We start from the raw sequence: 19,351 nt of genomic DNA, 5'->3' as shown, positions 1-19,351 counted from the left end.
GGGATCGGTGGAGCGGCCCCGGTCCGCGGGCGATCCGGGTGATCGTCGTATCAACCGATCGGATGATGCGGCGTCCGGCCGGGCGCGTTAGGACTGGCTGGGGGAGCGAATCGAAGAGCAGTGAAGAGAACCGAGGATCCGGGGTGAACCGGGGAGCGAGGAGGGGCCGGGGTGCGGTCGGCGGGCAGGGCGGTCGGGGCAGGCGGGCGGTCCGGGCGGGCGCCGTGGCCGGTGCTGTGGTCGGCCACCTGGTCGGCGTGGTCCGGGCGGTCCGGATCCGACGGGCCGGACGATCCGGATGAGCGGTGGCTGACGGCGGTCCTGCACATCGCGTTCTTCCTGCTGCTGGGGTCCTCGCTGGTCCGCTATCTGATCCGGGACACCGGCGGCGCGCCGAACGGCTGGGTCATCGCCCTCTTCGTGGCCTTCGGCGCGCTCTATCCGCCCGGACGGTGGCCGGCGCCCGCGCCGGGCCCCGGCGGCCGGCCCTCCGGCCGCTATCTGGTCTGGCTGGCCGCGGTGCTGGCCGCGTGGGTCGCGCTGCTGGTCCTCGCGCCGAGCGCCGCATGGTGCGCGATGCCGCTGTTCTTCACCGGTCTGCACACCCTGCCCACCCGGTTCGCGGTGCCCCTGGCCGCCGTGCTCACCGTGCTGGTCGTCGCCTCCAAACTGCGGTTCATGCACGACGGCTTCGACCCCAACGCGCTGATCGCGCCGCCCGCCATCGCCGCCGTGGCCGCCGCCGTCCTCATCCATCTGCGGCGCCAGTCGGCCCGGCAGCGGACGCTGATCGACGATCTCGTCCGCACCCGCCGCGATCTGGCCGCGACCGAGCGGCGGGCGGGGATCCTGGCCGAGCGCCAGCGGCTGTCCTCGGAGATCCATGACACCCTCGCCCAGGGGCTGTCCAGCCAGCGGATGCTGCTCCAGGCCGCCGACCGCACCTGGGAGACGGATCCGGAGGCGGCCCGCGGACATATGCGGGACGCGGCGGAGATCGTGTCCCGCAGCCTCGCCGAGGCCCGCCGGTTCGTCCAGGACCTGGCCCCGGCCGACCTCGCCGAGCGCTCCCTGGCCCAGGCGCTCGGCGCGCTCGCCGAGCGGGAGAGCGGCCCGGGGCGGACGGTGGACTTCCGGCTCGACGGCCCCCTCGGCCCGCTGCCCGAGCGGGTGGCGGCCGCGCTGCTGCGCATCGCCCAGGGCGCGCTGGCCAATGTGCGGGAGCACGCCGGGGCGGGCCGGGCCGCGCTCACCCTGACCTGGATGGGCGATCAGATCTGTCTGGACATCGCCGATGACGGCCGTGGCTTCGACACCGGCGCCGTCCCGGCCCCCGGCGCGGACCGGTCGCGCGGACATGGGCTCCCGGCCATGCGGGCCCGGGTACGGCAGCTGGGTGGCACGCTCACCGTGGAGTCCGCACCGGGCGAGGGGACCGTGGTCTCGGCCGCGATCCCCGTGGAGCCCCTTCCCGCCCTCGTCCCCGACCGCCCCGTGGAGGCCACGCCATGAGCCCGTCCCCGTCCCCTTCCCCGTCCCCTTCCCCTTCGTCGCCCTCGTCGTCCGGCCCGGCCGCGGGCCCGTCGCCGTCCCCCTCGTCCGGCCCCGCTCCGAGCGTGGCCCCGTCCGCGCCCGCCATTCGGCTGCTGCTCTGCGACGACCACGCCGTGGTGCGGGCCGGGCTGCGGGCGCTGCTGGCCAGCACCGAGGGGATCGAGGTGGTCGGCGAGGCGGGCAGCGGCGAGGAGGCCCTCGCCATGGCCACCCGGCTGCGGCCCGATGTGGTGCTGATGGATCTCCAGCTCGGGGAGGGTATGGACGGGGTGACCGCCACCCGGCGGCTGGCCCGTGGCGATCCACCCGCGCCCCGTGTCCTGGTGCTCACCATGTTCGACACCGACGCCGACATCACCCGTGCCATCGAGGCGGGGGCCACCGGCTATCTGCTCAAGGCCGAGCGCCCGGAGGAGCTGTTCGCGGCGATCCGGAACGCCGCCTCCGGCCGTACCGCGCTGTCGGCCCCGGTCGCCGACCGGGTGCTGGCCCGGATGCGCAGCCCGCGCCCCGGGCTGTCCGAGCGGGAGCGCGACATCCTCCGGCAGCTGGCCCGCGGCCTGGGCAACCGGGAGATCGCCCGGGCCCTGTTCATCAGCGAGGCCACGGTCAAGACCCATCTGGGACGGATCTACGGGAAATTGGGGGTCGAGACCCGGGCCGGGGCGGTGGCGGTGGCCACCGAGCGGCGGCTGCTGCCCTGACGGCGTCAGATCGCCGGGCGGCCCGGCAGCGGAACGCGGTCCTGGTCGGGCAGGACGAGCGTACGCGTGGGCAGCGGGATCTCGATGCCCTCGGCGCGGAACCGGCGGTGCAGCTCCTTCATGAACTCATGCTTGATGAGGTACTGGTCGCTGAACTCCAGGGCCCGCAGAAACACCGAGAAGTCGATGCCGGACTCTCCGAAGGTGTGGAAGCGCACGCTGGCCTCGTGGTCGACGACGCCGCCCTCGACACCGGACATCACCTTCCCGGCGACCTCGACGGTCACCCGCTCGACATGGTCCAGATCGCTTCCGTAGCCGACCTTCGCCTGGACCATGACCGACATCTGCTGCTCGGGCTGGTGAAAGTTGGTCATGATGGTGTTGCCCAGCTTGGCGTTCGGGATGATGACGAGGTTGTCCGACAGCTGCCGCACCGCCGTGTTGCGCCAGTTGATGTCGACCACATACCCCTCCTCCCCGCTGCTGAGCCGGATGTAGTGGCCGGGCTGCACCGTCTTGGAGGCCAGGATGTGCACCCCCGCGAAGAGGTTGGCCAGGGTGTCCTGGAGGGCCAGGGCGACCGCCAGACCTCCCACGCCCAGCGCGGTGAGCAGCGGGGCGATCGAGACGCCCAGCGTCTCCAGCAGGATCAGCACACCCATCGCCAGTACGGCGATCCGTGTGATGTTGACGAAGATGGTGGCCGTGCCCGCCACGCCTGAGCGGGACAGCGCCAGTGAGCGCACCAGATCGGCCACCACTCGCGCCGCCGTGGCGGTGGTGACCAGGATCAGAGCGGCCACCAGCGTCTGATCGACGTCATGGCCGACCGTGGGGGTCAGCGGCAGCGCGGCGGCCGCGGCGGCCACACCGGCGGCCATCGACGCCCACGGCGCCAGGGTGCGCAAGGTGTCGACGATGATGTCGTCGCCGCTCCAGCGGGTGGCGCGGGCCCGCTCACCCAGCCAGCGCAGCGCCAGGCGCAACAACACACCACCGGCCGCGCCGCATACCAGGGCCGCCCCGACGACGATGACATCGTGCAAGGTGAGAGCCCGGTTCATCGACCACTCTCCCCGGTGCCGGACAGCGCGTCAGAAGTGGCCGTACGGCATGCCGTCGTCGGTGCGGCCTCCGGTCTGGAGGTTTGTGGGATCACCATGTCACCTGCTTGTACCTGGGGTGTACGGGCTGTGCCGGCGTACATGTGTACGGCTCCGGCGTGAGGTGCCATCCTGCCGCATGGGATGAGGGCCGAATGACGGGATGCCCCGCTACCGCACGTAACCCGCCAGGTGGCGGGCGGCGCGTCACCGCGTTTGACGGACATGTGATGTGTGGTGGAATCAGATCACATGGAAAGCCGTCGAAACGACGTGAGCAGAGCGTGGCCGTATCTCGCGGCCGCCTACGCCTTCGTGGTCACGATGTGCGGTACGACGCTGCCCACGCCGCTCTACTCGCTCTATCAGCGGGAGTTCGGCTTCTCCTCGTTCATGGTCACGGTGATCTTCGCCGTATACGCGGCGGGGGTCATCGTCGCGCTGCTGCTGCTCGGAAGCGTGTCCGACTTCATCGGGCGACGGCCCGTCATGCTGGCCGCGCTGGTGCTGTCGGCCCTGAGCGCGGTGTGTTTCCTGCTCGCCCGGGGACTGCCGGAGCTGTTCGCGGGCCGCACCCTGTCGGGGCTGTCCGCCGGTCTGGCCACCGGCACCGCCACCGTGACGGTGATCGAGCTGGCGCCGCCGAGCCGGCGCCGTGCCGCCACTCTCCTCGCCACCGGGGCCAACCTGGGCGGTCTCGGCGTCGGCCCGTTGCTGGCGGGTGTGCTGGCGCAGTACGCCCCGGCGCCGCTGAAGCTGGTGTTCGTGGTGGACCTGGTGCTGGTGGCGGTGGCCGCCGCCGTGGTGCTCGCCCTCCCGGAGACCGTACGGACGCGGAGCCGTCCGCCGCTGAGGCCGCAGCGGCTGCGGGTGCCCAAGGAGATGCGCTCGACGTTCGCGGCCGCGGCCATGGCGGGGTTCGCGGGCTTCGCCACACTGGGCCTGTTCACCTCGGTGTCGCCCACGTTCCTGAGCGAGGTGGAGGGGGAGAGCAATCTCGCGGTCGCCGGTGCCGTGGCGTTCTCCGTGTTCGCCGCCTCGATCGCCGGGCAGGTGCTGGGGCGGCGGCTGGGCCCCGGGTGGTCGCTGCCCGGAGGGTGCGCGGTGCTGGTGGCCGGGATGGCGGCCATCGCGGTCTCACTGGCCATCGCGTCGCTCGCGCTGCTGGTGCTGGGCGCCGTGGTGGCGGGGACGGGCCAGGGGCTGTCGTTCCACGCGGCCGTACGGGTGGTGACGGAGCGCAGTCCGGCCGACCGCCGCGCCGAGGTCACCTCCGCCCTCTTCGTGCTGATGTACCTGGCGATCTCGATTCCGGTGATCGGAGTCGGCGCGCTGACGGTGGCGGTCGGCCTGCGGACCGCCGGGCTCGTCTTCACGGGCTGTGTGGCCCTGCTGGCCGTGGCCACCCTGCTGCGGGTGCGGGCGCTCTCGGCGGAGACGGCCGACCGCTGAGGGCCCGCCGACCCGTCGATCCGCCCCCGGAGGAGCGGATCGACGGCGTCCGGCGCGGCCGCCCGGCGTCACAGCTCCAGGACGGTCCGCACCGGCAGATGGTCGCTGGGGTACTGGGTGTCCTGGGAGAAGGTGTCGATGGCGGCGTGGCGGGTGCGCACCCCCGGCGAGGTCAGGATCCAGTCGATCCGGTCGCCGTCGGGGGTCAGCGGGCCGAAGCCGTGGAACGTCCCGTACAGCGGGCCGCGCCGCTCGGCGGTGTCCCAGGTGTCCACCAGCGTCCCGCCGTTCAGCATGGCGTCGTACACCGGGTTGCCATGGGCCGCCACATTGAAGTCGCCGGTCACGATGCGGGGGAGCGCGGAGTCCAGACCGCCGAGCCGCTCGGTGATCAGAGCGGCGGCGTGCTCACGGGCGTTCTGGCCGCGGTGGTCCAGATGGGTGTTGAGGGCGTAGAACTCCTTGCCGGTGTGCCGGTCGTGGAAGCGCGCCCAGGTGACCATGCGGACCACGGCCCCGCCCCAGGTGTTGGAACCGATCACATTCGGGGTGTCGGACAGCCAGAAGTGGTCGTACTCCAGGGGTTCCAGCCGCCCGGTGTCGTAGAAGACGGCCATGAACTCGTCGCGGCTGCCGCCCATCCGCCCGACGCCGATCCAGGAGTAGCGCTGCCCGAGGTCCTGGGCGATATCACGCAGCTGGCCGTACAGCCCCTCCTGAGTGCCCAGCAGATGGGGCCGGGCCCGGCGCAGCAGCTCCCGCATGACCGGGCGGCGCCGGCCCCAGGAGTTGGGCTCGCTGTCACTGGCGTAGCGCAGATTGAAGGTCATGGCGGCCAGCCGTGGACCGTCGGCGGGGGCGACCGGGGCGGCGGGGACCGCCGTGGCCACGTACTGCGGCTGGGCGGCGAGCGGAAGCGCGACGGCCGCCGCGGCCGCGACGCGCATACCGCGACGGCGGCTGAACACAGGTGCGGGCATGGCTCCTCCAAGGTCTTGAAGGTGCGGTGTCGGCCCAAGTGTCGGCCCCCGCGGTGTGGGGGGTGTGTCCTGCGGTGGCCGTCCGGTGGAACGTACGGTCACGCCGAGCCGACCTCAAGAGCACGGGTGGCCTCCGCCTGTGACGAGAAGTCCCACCAGTGACGGGAGACCTCACTAGTGACGGGGGTGGCCGGGGGTGCGCGGCGGTGGCGGTGGGTAGACAGGGTCGGTAGTCGTCGAGACGGAAGGGGCACCTGGGGTGAGCGTACGGCCGCTGACCTTCGTCGTGGGGACCGGACGATGCGGTTCCACCGCGCTGTCGCGCGTCCTGCGGCTGCATCCGGATCTGCTCAGCGTGAGCGAGCTGATCGCCTCGCTGGAGCCGGACGCGCTGCCCGAGGCGCCGCTGACCGGGGCGGAGTTCTGGCGGATCCTCGCCACTCCGCGCTCGTTCGCCAACCGGGTCATCCGCGATGGCATCCCGCTGCCGGAGTACCGGTATCCGCATGTCGAGGGGCGGTTCTCGGTGGCCGGCGGTGGCATTCCGGCCCTGTGCATGATGACGCTGCCGCATCTCACCGACGACCCCGACGCGCTGTTCGACGCGCTGGAGCCGGAGCTGACCCGGCGGCCCGCCGCGCCGGTGGCCGATCACTACCGGGCGCTGTTCGGCCTGCTGGGGGAGCGGTTCGGCCGACGCGCCGTCGTGGAGCGGTCGGGCTACTCGCTGCGGTCGGTGCCCCGGCTGCGGGAGGTCTTTCCCGAGGCCCGGTTCGTCCACCTCCACCGGGACGGCGCCGACTGCGCGCTCTCCATGAGCCGCCACCCCGGCTTCCGGCTGATCCAGCTGATGACGGAGCGCGCCGAGACCACCGAGGACCTTCCGGCCGGTCTCGACGCCCTGCTCAGCGACGACGACGCCGATCTGCGCCCGCTGTACCAACGGTCGGTACCGACCGCCGAGTTCGGCCGTCTGTGGTCGGCCACGATCGTCGAGGGGCTGGAGCGTCTGTCCCGGCTCCCCGCCGACATCCGGATGTCCCTGTCGTACGAGGGCCTCCTCGACGCGCCCGAGCGCGAGCTCACCCGGCTGGCCCACCACGTCGGGGTGGAGCCCCTCCCGGAGTGGCTGGCGGCCGGACGGGCCCTGCTCGACGGCGACCGCCGGGGCACGGCCGCCGCGACCCTGCCGCCCGCCGAACTGGCCGCCCTCCGCGAAAGCTGCGCCCCCGGCGCGCGAGCACTGAGCGCCGTCCACGGCGGATGAGACGGGCCCCGGGCCCGGCGCACGGCGGACAGAGCGGGCCTTGAGCCGGGTGCACGGCGGAGGGGGCGGTCCTTGGGCCGGGTGCACGGCGGATGAGACGGGCCCCGGGCCCGGCGCACGGCGGACCGAACGGGTCTTGAGCCGGGTACACGGCGGAGGGGGCGGTCCTTGGGCCGAGCGCACGGCGGACAGAACGGGCCCTGAACCGAGCGCACGGCGGATGAGCCCGGCCCAGACGCCCGGCGCACGCCGGAGCCCGTCTTCGGGCCCCGTGCGTGGCGGATGAGCCCGGCCCGGGGCCGATGAGGTAGCCCGGCGTCGGGCCGTCGCCGCTCAGGCGGCATCCCGCGACTGCTCGACGGCCACCGCCCGCAGCGCCCCCAGCAGGGCGGCCACCGCGGGCACCCTGGCCGCCTCCGGCCGCAGCAGCGCGCAGACATGGCGCCGGGGCCAGTCGTCCAGCGGACGCGGCTCGACCCGAGGATCGCACCGGGGGAGCAGACCCAGGCCGTCCATCAGGGCGATGCCCACCCCATCGCCCACCAGGCCCAGCGTCGTCGCCTGGTCGTCGGTCGTGGTCACCACCCGGGGCTCGAACCCCGCCTCCGCGCAGCGCCGCAGCAGCCGCTCGCGGTCCCGCTCCAGGATCCACCGCTCCCGCGACAGATCGGCGAGGTGAACGCTGCGCCGCCCCGCGAGCGCATGGCCGCGCGGCAGCAGCACATGGCGGCGGTCGACCAGCAGCGGGACCCGGCGCAGCGGGGTGACCGCGGGCCCCGTCGCCTCTCCCGCCGCCTCTCCCGGCTCGTCGTCGGCGACGATCGCCAGATCGGTCTCGCCCGAGTCCAGCAGCCGGTACGCGTCCTGGGAGGCGGTCTGGCCCAGCTCCACCTCCACCTCGATACGGGAGGCGCCCAGCCTGGCCAGCGCGGCGGGCAGCACGGCGACACTGACGCTCTGCACGGAGGACATCCGCACCCGGCCCCGGGTGCGCGCGGCGAGCGCCTCGAACTCGTTCTCCACGTCCCGCAGCCCGGCCAGCACCCCTTGGGCGCGCTCGGCGAGTCTGTGGCCCGCCGGCGTCAGCCGCACCCCCCGTCCCGCCTTGACCGTGAGCGCCACGCCCACGGCACGTTCCAGCGCGCGCATGTGATAGCTGATGGCCGGTTGGGTGTACCCGAGACTGTCCGCCGCGGCGCTGTAGGAGCCGGCGCGACAGACTTCTGTGAGCACGGTGAGCTGGCGAAGATCGATCACTACAGGAAGATAAAAATTGTTTATCAATTCCCGGAAGACTTTAATTGGACGAGTGATCGGGAGACCGTCAAAATCATGGTGACGGATTTCGCCCGAACTCGCTCATCGAACTGACCGATCGGACACGGTCCCACCCGCACTGGCTGACCGTACGGTCACAGCCCGCCCACGACGGTTTCCTCCCCGACGATCCGGCCGGACCGGCAAGGGGAACCGGGCGCGGTGACATTCCTCCCTCCGCCCGACCCCCCGCTGGAATGGATGGATGGTGCCCGATGCATGATGGCTGGAATCGCATGACTCCGGTGGTGGCGGAGAACAATCCCTTCCACCAGATGTCGCTCAACGAAACCGTTCACCCCCCGCTCCCCGAAGTGGTGGACGCCGTCCTGCGCACCGCGCGGAACGCCCACCGTACCCTCGATGCCCTCGGCACCGGGCTGTGCCAGGCCCTCGCCGTGCATCTGGGAGTGGGCCCGGAGCACATACTCGCCGGACCGGGCTCCGGCGCGCTGCTCCAGGAGCTGTTCTCCACCCTCACCGGACCCGACACCGACACGGTGCACGCCTGGCCCTCATGGGAGGCGTACCCCATGATGGCGGCCAACGCCGGATCCACCACCGTGCGGGTGCCGCTCTCCGGATACGACCACGATCTGAAGGCGATGGCGGACGCCGTCACCGACCGCACCCGCATGGTCCTGTTGTGCACCCCCAACAACCCCACCGGCACCGCGCTGGACCAGGAGCGGATCCTGCGCCTGCTGGACCGGCTGCCGGCCTATGTCACCGTCGTCATCGACGAGGCGTACCGGGACTTCGCCGACCCCGGCGCCATCGCCGACGGCATCGCACTGCACCGCGCCGATGAACGGGTCTGTGTGGTGCGGACGTTCTCCAAGTCCTACGGACTGCTCAGCCTGCGGGTCGGCTATCTCGTGGCCCATGAGCCCGTGCTCGCCCCGCTCCGCTCGGTCCTGCCCTTCCACCGGGTGAGCGCCGTGGCACAGGAGGCCGCCATCGCCGCGCTCGGCGCCCATGAGCGGGTGCTCGGGCAGTGCGCCCGGACCGTCGAGGAGCGCGAGCGGCTCCACCGGACCCTGCTCGACCAGGGCTGGGAGGTGCCCGCGAGCCAGGGCAACTTCCTCTGGCTGCCCATGACCTCCGGTGTGGAGCGCTTCACCCAGTTCTGCGCGGACCACGGCGTGGTGGTGTGCGGCAAACCGGGCGAAGGCATCCGGGTCACCGTCGCCGAGCCCGCCGCCAACCAGGCGTTCGCCCAACTCGCCGGAAAGTACCGGGAGGCGACCGTATGACCCCGCCCGATGTCGCGGTCACCGAGGTGGCCGACCCGCTGGCGGAGGCCGCCCCCACCATGGAGCTCCTGCTGCGCGAGCTCGACCGGCGCTGGCCGCGCGAGGCCGAACGGCTCCACCGGATCTCCCGGTACGCGCTGCTCCCGGCGGGCAAGCTGCTGCGCCCGCTGCTGCTCATGGAGGCCGCAGAGGCGGTGGGCGGCGGCGGACCCGCCGTCGTCCCGGCCGCGCTGAGCGTGGAGTACCTCCATGTGGGATCCCTCGTCCACGACGATGTCATCGACGGCGACGCCATGCGGCGGGGCCGTCCGTCCGTCGCGGCGCGCCACGGCACCGCCGACGCCATCGTCACCGGGGACGCCCTGATGCTGGGCACGTTCGGCGTGCTCACCGACGGCACCGACGAGGCGGGCGGGCTGCCGCCGGGCCGGGTCCTCGACGCCGTACGGGTCTTCGCTCAGGCGGGCGTCGATCTGTGCCGCGGCCAGGCGATGGAGGCCGAACTCCGCGGCGACCTCGGCTGCGGACTCGACCGGTACGTCACCATGACCGCCCTGAAGACCGGGGCGCTGTTCCGGGCCGCCTGCCGGGGCGGGGCGATCCTGGGCGGCGGATCCCCCGCCCAGCGGCACGCGCTCACCGCCTACGCCGAACACCTGGGGTCGGCCTTCCAGATGCACGACGACCTGCTGCCGTACACCAGCGACAGCCGCACCACCGGCAAGTCCGCCCTCAGCGACATCGCGGCCGCCCGGCCCACCTTCCCCGTTCTGCTCTGCCACGCCATGGCCGGTGCCCCGGCCCGCGCCCGGCTGGAGGCGGCGCTCGGCGGCGCCCTGCCCGCCGCCGACGCGCTGCGGACGGTGCACGAACTGCTGGAGACGACCGGCGCGCTCGACGCCGCGCGGGACCGGGCCACGGCCCAGGCGGACCTGGCCAAGTCCTGTCTGGCGGAGCTGCCCCGCTCCCGGGCCACCGCCGTGCTCGCGGCGGTGGCCGATCTGTCGGTCAGCCGGGACCGGTGACGCCGTGGCGGCCCCGCGCACGGCACTCCTCGCCCATCTCCAGACCTGGCGCCCGTACACCCTGTGGTACCCCGGTCTGGTCGGACTCGCCGGAGCCTCGCTCACCGGATCGCACCCCACCACGGGGCAGTTGACGGTGGCCTGGGCCGCGCCGACCCTCGGCTGGGTCGCCGGCCACTATCTCGGCGACTACTACGACCGTGACCTGGACGCCCTCAGCAAGCCCCAACGCCCCATACCCTCCGGACGGTTGAGTCCTCGTACGGCCGTGGCCGCGGGTATCGGCTGCGCCCTCGCGGTGGCCGCGCTGGCCCTGTGGGCCAACTGGCGCGCGGTGGCCGTGGCCGCCGCCGCCATGGCGGGCATCGTGGCCTACAGCCGGGTCCTCAAGGGGCGTGGCCTGCCGGGCAATCTCGTCCGCGGTGTGCTGACCGCGCTCACCGTGCTGTTCGGCGCGATGGCCGTCCAGCCGTGGCCACCGTGGCGGACGCTGCCCTTCGCCCTGGTCTTCCTGGCCCATGACACCGCGTCCAACCTCGTCGGCACCCTCCGCGACGTCGACGGCGACCGCGAGGGCGGCTACGCCACCGTGCCGGTGCGCCGGGGCGTACGGCGCGCCACGCACACCGCGGCCGCGCTGTATCTGACCGCCGTGGCCGTGGCCTGCGCCGCCACCGGGCTGGTGCCCGAGGACACGGCCGGCTATCTGGTGCTGCTGTCGGCGGCGGCGCTGTGCGGCGCGGGCGTCTTCGGGCTGCTGCTGCGGTCACCGGGGCACCTCACCCCCGCGCTGGCGCTGCGCGCCCACGCCGTCCTCGTCTGCGAACGCCTGGTGCTGGCCGCGGCGGTGGTGGCCGCGGGCGCCGGCGCCGTACCCGCCCTGGCGCTGCTGACGCCGCTCCTCGCGGTCAGCGTCATCACCCAGAGCCGGATGCGGTCCCGCCATGAGTTCCCCGCCCCTCTGGCCGATGGCCGGTCCACCCTCCCCGATCCACGCCCCTGACACGGCGCGCCACCACCAGAAGGGTCCGATCCCATGCCCCCTTCCGCCTTGACCGAGAGCGTCGGCACGGCCATCGTCGCCGGTGCCGAGGCGCTCCTGGCCCATCGGCGCGACGACGGCGCCTTCGTCTTCGGCGCGCACCACGCCTCGCCGCTGAACACCGCCGGAGCCCTCACCGCACTGCACTTCGCCGATCCGGAGGGCTCGGCCGAGACCATCGAGCGCGGTGTCACCTGGCTGTGCGAGACCCAGCGGGACGACGGCGGCTGGGCCATGCGCTCGGTGCCCACCGAACCCCTCACCACCGCGCTCGCCGCCGCCGCGCTCCAACTGGTGGCCCCCCGCCGGGCGGCGTCGGCCGTACGCGCCGCACGGGATCGGTTCGAGGAACTCGGCGGCTCCGCGGCCGTCCCGGAACCCCTGATGACCGCCCTCATCCGCCAGTTCCACACCTTCGCCGGGCTGCCCCATGAGGGCGCCCAGCGCCGGCTCCCCCTGGAACTGCTGCTCCTCCCCGGCCTCAGCCGCCGTCTGCTCAGCCTGCGGCTGCCCATCTACGCCGGCCAGGCGCTCGCCCAGTCCGCCCACCGCCGCCGCGGCCCGGTCGGCCGCGCCCTGGACCGGCTGGCCCGCCCCAGGGCCCTGGCGATCCTCCGTGACGCGTACGAACGCGAGGGCGCCACCGGCGGGTTCAGCACCGACCCCTGGCTCACCGGACTCATCTGCCTGGGCCTCGCCCGCTCCGGACAGGCGCCCGACCTGGTCCGCGCCGCCGCCGGCTGGCTCCGCTCGGCGGCGCGCCCCGACGGCTCCTGGGATCTGATGCCCCTCGATGTGACCTGGACGAACTTCGCCACCGCCGCGCTGATCGAAGCCGGTCGCGCCGACGACCCCCAGCTGATCGGCACCCGCGAGATGCTCCACCGCCACCAGCAGCCCGAGCCGTTCGACGCGCTCGGCTGCCCGGCCGGCTACTGGGGGTTCTCCAGCCCCCGCAGCTGGCCGATGGCCCTGGAGACGGCCGAGTCCAGCGCCATCCTGCTGCGGCTGCCCGGCGGCGCGTACGACCCGCATGTGCGCGCCGGACTGGCGTGGCTGACCGCCACCCAGGACGCGGCCGGGTCCTGGAGCCTGGCCGTGCGGAACACCAAACCGGGCGGCTTCGGACCCTGTCCCCAGATGACCGCCAAGATCGTGGGCGCCCTGCTCGACTCCGGGGCCGGGGCCGACGACCCGCGCGTGGCCAAGGCGGTGCGGTGGCTGGTCGGCCGGCAGCGCCCGGACGGATCGTTCGAGGCCATGTGGTACCGCGGCGGCACCCCCGGCACCGCCGCGGCGCTGGAGGCGCTCACCCGGGCGGGCCGCACCGAGGAGCACCGCCGGGCGGCGGCCCGGGCCAGGGACTGGCTGCTGCGCACCCGGCACCCCGACGGCTCGTGGAGCACCGGCGAGGGCACCCGGCCCGGCACCGTGGAGGAGACCGCCTGGGCGCTGCGCGGGCTGCTCGCCGCCGGGCCGAGCCCCGCCGACCCGGCCCTCGCGGCGGCGGCCCGCTGGCTCGTCGACGCCCAGCGGGCGGACGGCGGCTGGAACCCGGCGCCGGTCAACGAGTACATCCGCGGCTGTGCCCGCTACGCCGACGACGGCATCGCGGCGGGCCTGGCGCTGCGGGCCCTGGCCCACTACCGCTCCGCGACGGCCACGGCCACCGCGACCCGCACGAAAGACATCACAGGCGACGGCGAAGGAGGCAGGCCATGAGCCCCGATGTGCTGGTGTGCGGGGCGGGCGTCGGGGGTCTCGCGGCGGCCCGCGCGCTCGGCGGCCTCGGACTGGACGTCCTGGTGGTCGACAAGCAGCCGAGGATCCGCCCGATCGCCAAGGGAGAGGTGCTCCAGCCGGGCGCGCTGCGTCTGCTGCGCTCCTGGGGCGTGGAGCAGCGGCTCGACGCCCAGGGCGCGGTCCGGCTCGGACGGCTGGTCGTCCGCGATCCGCGGGGCACCGCGCTGATGTCCCTCGACTACGGTCAACTGCCCGCCCCCGACCAGTGGTTGCTGGCCCATGACCACACCACCATCCTCACCGCCCTGGCCGAGGGGCTCGGGCCGCGCGTCGAACTGCGCCGGGGCGTCCGCGCGGAGTCGCCGCTGCGCGACGACTCCGGCCGGATCACCGGACTGCGGCTGGCCGAAGGCGGCAGGGTCTACGAGGAGCGGGCCCCGCTCGTGGTCGCCGCCGATGGCATCTCCTCACGGCTGCGGACCTGGGCGGACATCGAGGCCAAACGGATCGACTACCCGCACCGGCTGGTCTCCTTCGACATCGCCGACGCCGAAGCCGCCGCGCGGGCCGACGACTTCTCCGCGTACGTCACCGACCGGGGGCTGCGCCTGCTCTATCCGCTGCCGGGCGGCCGGCTGCGGCTCTACCTCCAGGCCGGGCCCGATGAGCTGCGCGGCGTCACGGCGCGCGGGGGGCTGGCCGACTGGGCCACCCGGGCGCTGTCCCAGGTGCCCGCCCTGGAGCCGCTGACCGCCTCCCTGCTCGCCCATCTCGACACCCGGCAGACGCTGCCCGTCGGACGGCTGCTGTCGCCCCGGCTGGCCGGGCATGGACTGGCGCTGGTCGGCGAGGCCGCGTACGCCGTCCACCCGATGGCCGCGCAGGGCATGAACACCGCCATCACCAGCGCCGGCGCTCTCGCCGAGCGGCTGGCGGACCGGCTGGAGCGGATGGGCGGGATGTCGGCCGCGGCGGTGGACGGCGCGCTGCGCGACTACCACGAACGGCAGCTGCCCCTTCTCGTCCAGGCGGCCAGGACCAGCGGCAACGCGGCGCGGATGGTCACCGATCTGTCGTGGCGCGGCCGGATCCTGGGCCGCCGGGCGGTCCGCCACACCGGGGCCAACCCCCGGCTGCTGCACACCGTCACCCACAACATGTCGGGCCTCGGCCCCCGCCCGCTGACCCCGCTGGACCGGCTTCAGCAGCTCGGTCTCGTCCCCGATCCGCGCGCCCACCGAGTGCCGGCCGCATCGGCCGGCCGACCGCAATCCATGTGAGGACGGTTTATCGCATGCCCACTCCCGAACTGGCCGTGACCCCCGTCTCCGGAGCGCTCGGCGCGGAGATCCGCGGTGTCGATCTGACCGAGCTCACCGACGAACTCTTCGAGCGCATCCATGAGTTGCTGCTCGAGCACCTCGTGGTCTTCTTCCCCGACCAGGAACACCTCACCCCAAAGGCGCATATCGCCCTGGGGCGGCGGCTGGGGGAGCTGGAGGTCCATCCGTTCCTGCCGAAGGCCGACGGCCACCCCGAGATCGTCGTCCTGGACGCGGACCAGGGCGCCAAGGCCGACGAGTGGCATATCGACGTGACCTTCCAGCCCAATCCGCCGGTCGCCTCCATCCTCCATCTCCAGGTGTGTCCCGCCTCCGGCGGCGACACCATGTGGAGCAACCAGTACCTGGTCTACGAGACGCTCTCCGAGCCGATGCGCGAACTCCTCGATGGGCTCACCGCCGTCCACGTCCTCAACACACCGCAGACCGGCGAGCACTCCGCCGAACACCCGGTGGTGCGGATCCACCCCGAGACCGGCAGGCGCTCGCTGTATGTGACGCGCATGTGGACCTCGCACATCCCGCAGCTCAGCCGCCCGGAGAGCGACGCCCTGCTCCAGTACCTCTTCGAGCACTCCGAGTCGCCCCGGTTCAACTGCCGCTACCGCTGGCAACCCGGCGCGGTCGCGATGTGGGACAACCGCGCCACCCAGCACCTGGCCGTCAACGACTACAGCGGGCCCCGCAGGGGACAGCGGGTGACCGTCCTCGGCGACCACCCCACCGGCGACACCCCCCGCTGGAAGGAGTACCGGCCCGCGCCCGACGAGCGCTACTACCCGCGCCATGTCACGGCCCGGCACGGCTACCGGTGACAGCCCGTCAGCGGCCCGGGCGCCGCCGCCGTACGGTGGCGGCGACGCCCGCGCCCAGCACCAGCACGGACGCGCCACCGGCGAGCAGCACCGGAGTGGTGGTGCCGCCGTCGTCCGCTCCGGTGGCGGAGGTGGCCGGGGAGGGCGGCGCGTCGCCCCGGGACGGCGGGGCGGTGACCTCCACCGACGGGGCCGCGGCCCCGCCGGACGGGGTGGCGGGCCGCTCCGGCGCGTCCTTCGGGCCCTTCCCCGCGGCGGCGCTCAGCACCACGTCGGAGCAGGAGTAGTAGGTGTCCGGGGTGCTGGTGTTCCGCCAGATCGTGTAGACCAACTGACGGCCGGTTCGGCCGGCGGGCAGCGTGGCCTGGACGCGGTACGCGTCGTCCACCAGCGCGGGGTCCTTGGCCGTGGCGAACGGCTTCGGCTCCAGATCCGACCACCTCAGCGGCCGGGTGGGAGCGTAGCCCTCCTTGGTGAGATACAGCTCGAAGGTCCCCGTGTGCGGGATCGTCGACCGGTAGGTGAGCGTGAGCTTCGCCCCGGCCGAAAGCCGGGTCGAGGGCCAGTCGGCGCGCGCCAGGTCCAGCCCCCGGTACGCCTCCAGGCCCCCGCTGCACAGCTTTCCGTCCGGGACCCGCTCCCGGTCCCTGCCCTCGACCCCGGCGATCCGCAGATTGTCCCAGTCCGCCGCCTCCGGGCCATTGGCGGCCCGGGCCGCCCGGCACGCGGCCGACCGCGCCGCGGCCCCGCCCTCGGGTGAGCAGGCGAACGTCCGGCTCACCGGATCCGTCGGCGCCCCGTGCGCCTGGGCGGGCTGAGCGGCCAGCGCCGTGAACAGACAGGGGAGGGCGCCGAGAAGAGCGCCCACGGCGGCGGTGCGGTGCGAGGTCATCCGGTGCGGCCCTCCAGCTCGGTGCGGCGACGGGTGGCTCACCCGTCCCGGGGGATACGGGAGGCCCGGCCCGTGCGTTCAACGGGCCCCCGGAAGCCGTGGCATGACGCCGTACAACCATCCACGAGCTCCGCATGTCTCCCTAGGCAGACGCAAACAGCGCCTACGCCCATGAAGAATCATTAAGGGGGACAAATGAATCTTTCTCGCCGTATGGCCGCCACCGCGGTCCTCGCCACCGCCGCCATCGCGGGCACCGTGGCCATCACGCCGCAGGCGTCGGCCGCCGCCACGGCCACGTACAACGGGGTGTGCGGCACCGGATACAAGGTGGTGAACTCGGCGCCCATCGGCTCCAAGGGCACCGTCTTCCTCACCTACAACTCCGCCAAGGGCAAGAACTGCGTGGTCACCGTCCGGAACGCCACGGGCAAGCCGGTTCCCATGTTCGCCTACCTGTACGTTCAGGGAGCCGACGAGTCGGCCGAGGACGGCGGCGCGTACACCTCGTACGCGGGCCCGGTGTACGGCGACGGGCGTGGCAAGTGTGTGGACTGGGCCGGGGGCATCGAGAACCAGTCCACCTGGACCTACGGATCGAACTGCGGATCCCTGACGGCCCACCGCGTGACCAAGGGCTGGTAGGCGCAAGCCCGGAAGCCACGCGCCGATCGAGCCCACCGACGGGGGAACGCACGGGGGGCGGCGGCCATCTCTGTGAGGTGGCCGCCGCACTCGTCGTACGGGTACTAGCGCTCGGTGAAGGCCACCGCGTGGGTGTCCAGCACGATGTGGAGCTGTGCGAGACGGTAGGCGGCACCGTCGGAGCGGACCACACAGCGCACCACGCCCCCGGCTATCGGGGTCACCTGGCCCTCGGTGATGTTGGTGGCGTACATATAGGACACCACCGAGATGTCATCGCCGTCGACCCGCTCGATGTGGATGTTCGAGGCATTGTGGCGCAGCGGGTAGCCGGCCGCCTCGCGGTGCTTCCGCTGCCAGGCGATCACCTGCTCACGGCCCTGGTTGTCGGAGGCGATGAACTCCTCGTACGGAGACTTCCCGGTGTCCGAGCGGGAGGTGATGTGTACGTCCTCGGTCAGCAGCTCGGGCCAGACGTCGAACTGCCCCTCGTCGAAGACGAACCACCAGCGGTGGATCAGCTCATGGACCGCCAGACGATCGAGCATACGGAGCTCTCCCCCCGAGGATTCAAGTGATCGACAGCATATCCCGGGGGTCTCGGCCGACGAGGTCCCGAATGCCGAACCGCCGCCGGAGTCCGGTGCGGCAACCGCCGGGCGTGCGGAAGAATTCCGTGAAGCCACCGACCCATCGGTATGCCGATGGTGCAATAGCGGGGCAGGCTCTGGTATCAAACCTGGCCGTGGCCTCACGCTGCCGCGTCGAGCTGCGCTTTCGCCCGTCACAGGTGGAGGAACGTCTATGCACCCCGTCACCGGCTCCCGCGCTTCCGCCCCCGCCATGGGCCGCCCGGCCCCCCGCCGGTCCGCCGACCGGGGCCGTACACCGCCCCGGATGCCCGCCGCCCGCCCGCCGATCCGGTCGCGGGCCGACGCCGAGACCGTGGCGCTGCTGCACCGCACCGCCCGCGTGCTCATCGAGGAGGTCCCACGGCTGACGGACCGTATCGTCACGCTGATGAAGGAGCGCGAGCCCGTCTACCGGTCGCCCTCCCTCGACCCGCACGAGGTGTGGCGGGAGGTCCACGACTCGCTCAGCCACAATGTGCGCTCGCTGGTGCGCCCCAAGGAGACGCGCGAATCGGCCAGATCCTGCGCGTGGCGGATCGGCACCGACCGCGCCGCCCAGGGCTTTCCGCTGGACGCGCTGCTGCACGCGTACCGCATCGGCTGCACCGTCGTCTGGGAGCGGCTCCTGGAGACCGCCTCGAAGGAGGACCCACTGGGCGCCCAGGCGCTGGTCCATGTCGCCGCCGACGTATGGAACTTCGTCGACGAGCACTGCACCCTCGTCGCCACGGCGTACCAGGAGGTCGAACGGCAGCTCTCCTGGCACCGGGAGAACCGCTACCGGATCATCGTCGCCGCTCTGCTCGACGGCACCGCCCGGGTGACCGACTTCCCCGAGGCGGAGGAGGTCCTCGGCCTGCCCGAGCGGGGGCGTTACGCGGTCGTGGCGCTGGAGGACACCGATGCCCCGGCGCGGGCGCCGCACCCCGTCACCGGGGTGTGCGCCGGTCTTCGCACGGTCTGGCACACGGCGGAGGGCATCGCCCACGCCATCGTGCTGCTCGGCGACACCGACGGCGACGGCGGTGATGGCTATGGCAGCGACGGCGACAGCGGTGATGGCGTCGGTGTGGAGCGGCTGGTGCGCGGGCTGGAGCTGCCGCCCGGCGTACGGGCCGGGGTCAGCCCCGCCGTGACCGGTCTGGCCGCGGTCAACACCGCCCGCAGGCTCGCCGATACGGCGCTGCGCACCCGCCCGGCCGCCGGGGAGGCGGCGCTGCTGGAGGAGCGCTATCCGGAGGCGCTGGTGGTGTCCTCCCCGGAACTCGGCACCGCGCTCGCCGACCGGATGCTCGGACCGGTCCTGGCGCTGGAGCCCGCCGACCGGGAGCTGCTGCTGACGACGCTGGCCGCCTGGCTGGAGGCCGATGGGTCGGCGCGCCGCGCGGGCGAGCTGCTGTTCTGCCACCGCAACACGGTGCTCAACCGGCTCCGCCGCTATGAGCAGTTGACCGGGCGTTCACTGGACCGCCCCCGAGAGGTGATGGAGCTGTCGCTCGCGCTGTCCGCGCACCGGCTGCTGACCTCCTGAGCACCGGCTGCCCGCCCGAGACGGTGTGGGCGTGCACAACGGCCCCG

At 73.2% G+C, this 19,351-nt stretch carries 17 protein-coding genes; 12 read left to right on the top strand and 5 right to left on the bottom strand.

What is annotated here, in order from left to right; translation table 11 throughout:
* Nucleotides 1-231 precede the first annotated feature (231 nt).
* The gene (locus AB0E24_RS22150; protein ID WP_359379345.1) at nucleotides 232-1,512 is read left to right on the top strand and encodes a sensor histidine kinase; all 1,281 of its coding nucleotides are present in this window, start codon (nucleotides 232-234) and stop codon (nucleotides 1,510-1,512) included.
* Between the two features lie 125 nt (nucleotides 1,513-1,637).
* Nucleotides 1,638-2,258: a response regulator gene (locus AB0E24_RS22145; protein ID WP_359379343.1), complete on the top strand. Its 621-nt coding sequence runs from the start codon at nucleotides 1,638-1,640 to the stop codon at nucleotides 2,256-2,258.
* A 5-nt stretch (nucleotides 2,259-2,263) separates the two neighbouring features.
* On the opposite strand, the gene AB0E24_RS22140 is transcribed toward AB0E24_RS22145, so the two are convergent.
* Nucleotides 2,264-3,325, bottom strand: coding sequence for a mechanosensitive ion channel family protein (locus AB0E24_RS22140; protein WP_069872206.1), 1,062 nt, complete (start codon nucleotides 3,323-3,325; stop codon nucleotides 2,264-2,266).
* 291 nt (nucleotides 3,326-3,616) lie between these two features.
* On the opposite strand from AB0E24_RS22140, the gene AB0E24_RS22135 reads away from it, so the two are divergent.
* Nucleotides 3,617-4,816: an MFS transporter gene (locus AB0E24_RS22135; protein ID WP_069872208.1), complete on the top strand. Its 1,200-nt coding sequence runs from the start codon at nucleotides 3,617-3,619 to the stop codon at nucleotides 4,814-4,816.
* A 68-nt stretch (nucleotides 4,817-4,884) separates the two neighbouring features.
* Here the strand turns inward: AB0E24_RS22135 and AB0E24_RS22130 are convergent, their stop codons facing one another.
* Nucleotides 4,885-5,796, bottom strand: a complete 912-nt coding sequence (locus AB0E24_RS22130; protein ID WP_359379224.1) for an endonuclease/exonuclease/phosphatase family protein — start codon at nucleotides 5,794-5,796, stop codon at nucleotides 4,885-4,887.
* A gap of 259 nt (nucleotides 5,797-6,055) precedes the next feature.
* Between AB0E24_RS22130 and AB0E24_RS22125 the strand changes: the two genes are divergently transcribed.
* On the top strand, nucleotides 6,056-7,063 hold the full coding sequence (locus AB0E24_RS22125; protein WP_251770011.1) for a sulfotransferase: 1,008 nt from the start codon (nucleotides 6,056-6,058) through the stop codon (nucleotides 7,061-7,063).
* A gap of 333 nt (nucleotides 7,064-7,396) precedes the next feature.
* Here AB0E24_RS22125 and AB0E24_RS22120 read toward each other — a convergent pair whose 3' ends face one another.
* Nucleotides 7,397-8,320: a LysR family transcriptional regulator gene (locus AB0E24_RS22120; protein ID WP_359379220.1), complete on the bottom strand. Its 924-nt coding sequence runs from the start codon at nucleotides 8,318-8,320 to the stop codon at nucleotides 7,397-7,399.
* 296 nt (nucleotides 8,321-8,616) lie between these two features.
* Here AB0E24_RS22120 and AB0E24_RS22115 point away from each other — a divergent pair, with 296 nt between their 5' ends.
* The 6 genes from AB0E24_RS22115 to AB0E24_RS22090 are packed head-to-tail and all read left to right on the top strand — an operon-like array spanning nucleotide 8,617 to nucleotide 15,604.
* Nucleotides 8,617-9,636, top strand: coding sequence for an aminotransferase class I/II-fold pyridoxal phosphate-dependent enzyme (locus tag AB0E24_RS22115; RefSeq protein ID WP_359379218.1), 1,020 nt, complete (start codon nucleotides 8,617-8,619; stop codon nucleotides 9,634-9,636).
* Nucleotides 9,633-10,661, top strand: coding sequence for a polyprenyl synthetase family protein (locus tag AB0E24_RS22110; RefSeq protein WP_079256241.1), 1,029 nt, complete (start codon nucleotides 9,633-9,635; stop codon nucleotides 10,659-10,661). Before AB0E24_RS22115 ends, AB0E24_RS22110 begins: the two co-directional genes overlap by 4 nt.
* A gap of 4 nt (nucleotides 10,662-10,665) precedes the next feature.
* On the top strand, nucleotides 10,666-11,664 hold the full coding sequence (locus tag AB0E24_RS22105; RefSeq protein ID WP_351376978.1) for a UbiA family prenyltransferase: 999 nt from the start codon (nucleotides 10,666-10,668) through the stop codon (nucleotides 11,662-11,664).
* Nucleotides 11,665-11,697: 33 nt separating this feature from the next.
* Nucleotides 11,698-13,425, top strand: coding sequence for a prenyltransferase/squalene oxidase repeat-containing protein (locus AB0E24_RS22100; RefSeq protein WP_069872224.1), 1,728 nt, complete (start codon nucleotides 11,698-11,700; stop codon nucleotides 13,423-13,425).
* On the top strand, nucleotides 13,422-14,726 hold the full coding sequence (locus AB0E24_RS22095; RefSeq protein ID WP_359379213.1) for an FAD-dependent oxidoreductase: 1,305 nt from the start codon (nucleotides 13,422-13,424) through the stop codon (nucleotides 14,724-14,726). Before AB0E24_RS22100 ends, AB0E24_RS22095 begins: the two co-directional genes overlap by 4 nt.
* A gap of 14 nt (nucleotides 14,727-14,740) precedes the next feature.
* The gene (locus AB0E24_RS22090; RefSeq protein ID WP_359379210.1) at nucleotides 14,741-15,604 is read left to right on the top strand and encodes a TauD/TfdA dioxygenase family protein; all 864 of its coding nucleotides are present in this window, start codon (nucleotides 14,741-14,743) and stop codon (nucleotides 15,602-15,604) included.
* Nucleotides 15,605-15,611: 7 nt separating this feature from the next.
* Here AB0E24_RS22090 and AB0E24_RS22085 read toward each other — a convergent pair whose 3' ends face one another.
* Nucleotides 15,612-16,496, bottom strand: a complete 885-nt coding sequence (locus AB0E24_RS22085) for a lytic polysaccharide monooxygenase auxiliary activity family 9 protein (RefSeq protein ID WP_359379207.1) — start codon at nucleotides 16,494-16,496, stop codon at nucleotides 15,612-15,614.
* Nucleotides 16,497-16,691: 195 nt separating this feature from the next.
* Here AB0E24_RS22085 and AB0E24_RS22080 point away from each other — a divergent pair, with 195 nt between their 5' ends.
* Entirely contained in the window at nucleotides 16,692-17,141 is a 450-nt protein-coding gene (locus AB0E24_RS22080) for a spore-associated protein A (RefSeq protein ID WP_069872232.1), read from the top strand.
* A gap of 104 nt (nucleotides 17,142-17,245) precedes the next feature.
* Here the strand turns inward: AB0E24_RS22080 and AB0E24_RS22075 are convergent, their stop codons facing one another.
* A complete protein-coding gene (locus AB0E24_RS22075) occupies nucleotides 17,246-17,689 on the bottom strand; it encodes a nuclear transport factor 2 family protein (RefSeq protein ID WP_069872234.1) in 444 nt (147 codons plus the stop codon).
* Between the two features lie 256 nt (nucleotides 17,690-17,945).
* Here AB0E24_RS22075 and AB0E24_RS22070 point away from each other — a divergent pair, with 256 nt between their 5' ends.
* On the top strand, nucleotides 17,946-19,304 hold the full coding sequence (locus AB0E24_RS22070) for a PucR family transcriptional regulator (protein ID WP_359379204.1): 1,359 nt from the start codon (nucleotides 17,946-17,948) through the stop codon (nucleotides 19,302-19,304).
* Nucleotides 19,305-19,351 lie beyond the last annotated feature (47 nt).

Origin of the sequence: Streptomyces malaysiensis subsp. malaysiensis (assembly GCF_040653035.1) — a bacterium.
Lineage (GTDB): Bacteria > Actinomycetota > Actinomycetes > Streptomycetales > Streptomycetaceae > Streptomyces > Streptomyces malaysiensis.
The sequence above is the reverse complement of the archived record's forward strand: the minus strand, read 5'-3'. Positions and strand labels throughout refer to the sequence as shown.

What these genes read in the sequence shown, in the direction of transcription:
- AB0E24_RS22100 (WP_069872224.1), top strand. Translation starts at nt 11,698, where the DNA reads ATGCCCCCTTCCGCCTTGACCGAGAGCGTCGGCACGGCCATCGTCGCC.
- AB0E24_RS22140 (WP_069872206.1), bottom strand. Translation starts at nt 3,325, where the DNA reads ATGAACCGGGCTCTCACCTTGCACGATGTCATCGTCGTCGGGGCGGCC.
- AB0E24_RS22130 (WP_359379224.1), bottom strand. Translation starts at nt 5,796, where the DNA reads ATGCCCGCACCTGTGTTCAGCCGCCGTCGCGGTATGCGCGTCGCGGCC.
- AB0E24_RS22135 (WP_069872208.1), top strand. Translation starts at nt 3,617, where the DNA reads ATGGAAAGCCGTCGAAACGACGTGAGCAGAGCGTGGCCGTATCTCGCG.
- AB0E24_RS22095 (WP_359379213.1), top strand. Translation starts at nt 13,422, where the DNA reads ATGAGCCCCGATGTGCTGGTGTGCGGGGCGGGCGTCGGGGGTCTCGCG.
- AB0E24_RS22075 (WP_069872234.1), bottom strand. Translation starts at nt 17,689, where the DNA reads ATGCTCGATCGTCTGGCGGTCCATGAGCTGATCCACCGCTGGTGGTTC.
- AB0E24_RS22070 (WP_359379204.1), top strand. Translation starts at nt 17,946, where the DNA reads ATGCACCCCGTCACCGGCTCCCGCGCTTCCGCCCCCGCCATGGGCCGC.
- AB0E24_RS22080 (WP_069872232.1), top strand. Translation starts at nt 16,692, where the DNA reads ATGAATCTTTCTCGCCGTATGGCCGCCACCGCGGTCCTCGCCACCGCC.
- AB0E24_RS22085 (WP_359379207.1), bottom strand. Translation starts at nt 16,496, where the DNA reads ATGACCTCGCACCGCACCGCCGCCGTGGGCGCTCTTCTCGGCGCCCTC.
- AB0E24_RS22090 (WP_359379210.1), top strand. Translation starts at nt 14,741, where the DNA reads ATGCCCACTCCCGAACTGGCCGTGACCCCCGTCTCCGGAGCGCTCGGC.
- AB0E24_RS22110 (WP_079256241.1), top strand. Translation starts at nt 9,633, where the DNA reads ATGACCCCGCCCGATGTCGCGGTCACCGAGGTGGCCGACCCGCTGGCG.
- AB0E24_RS22115 (WP_359379218.1), top strand. Translation starts at nt 8,617, where the DNA reads ATGACTCCGGTGGTGGCGGAGAACAATCCCTTCCACCAGATGTCGCTC.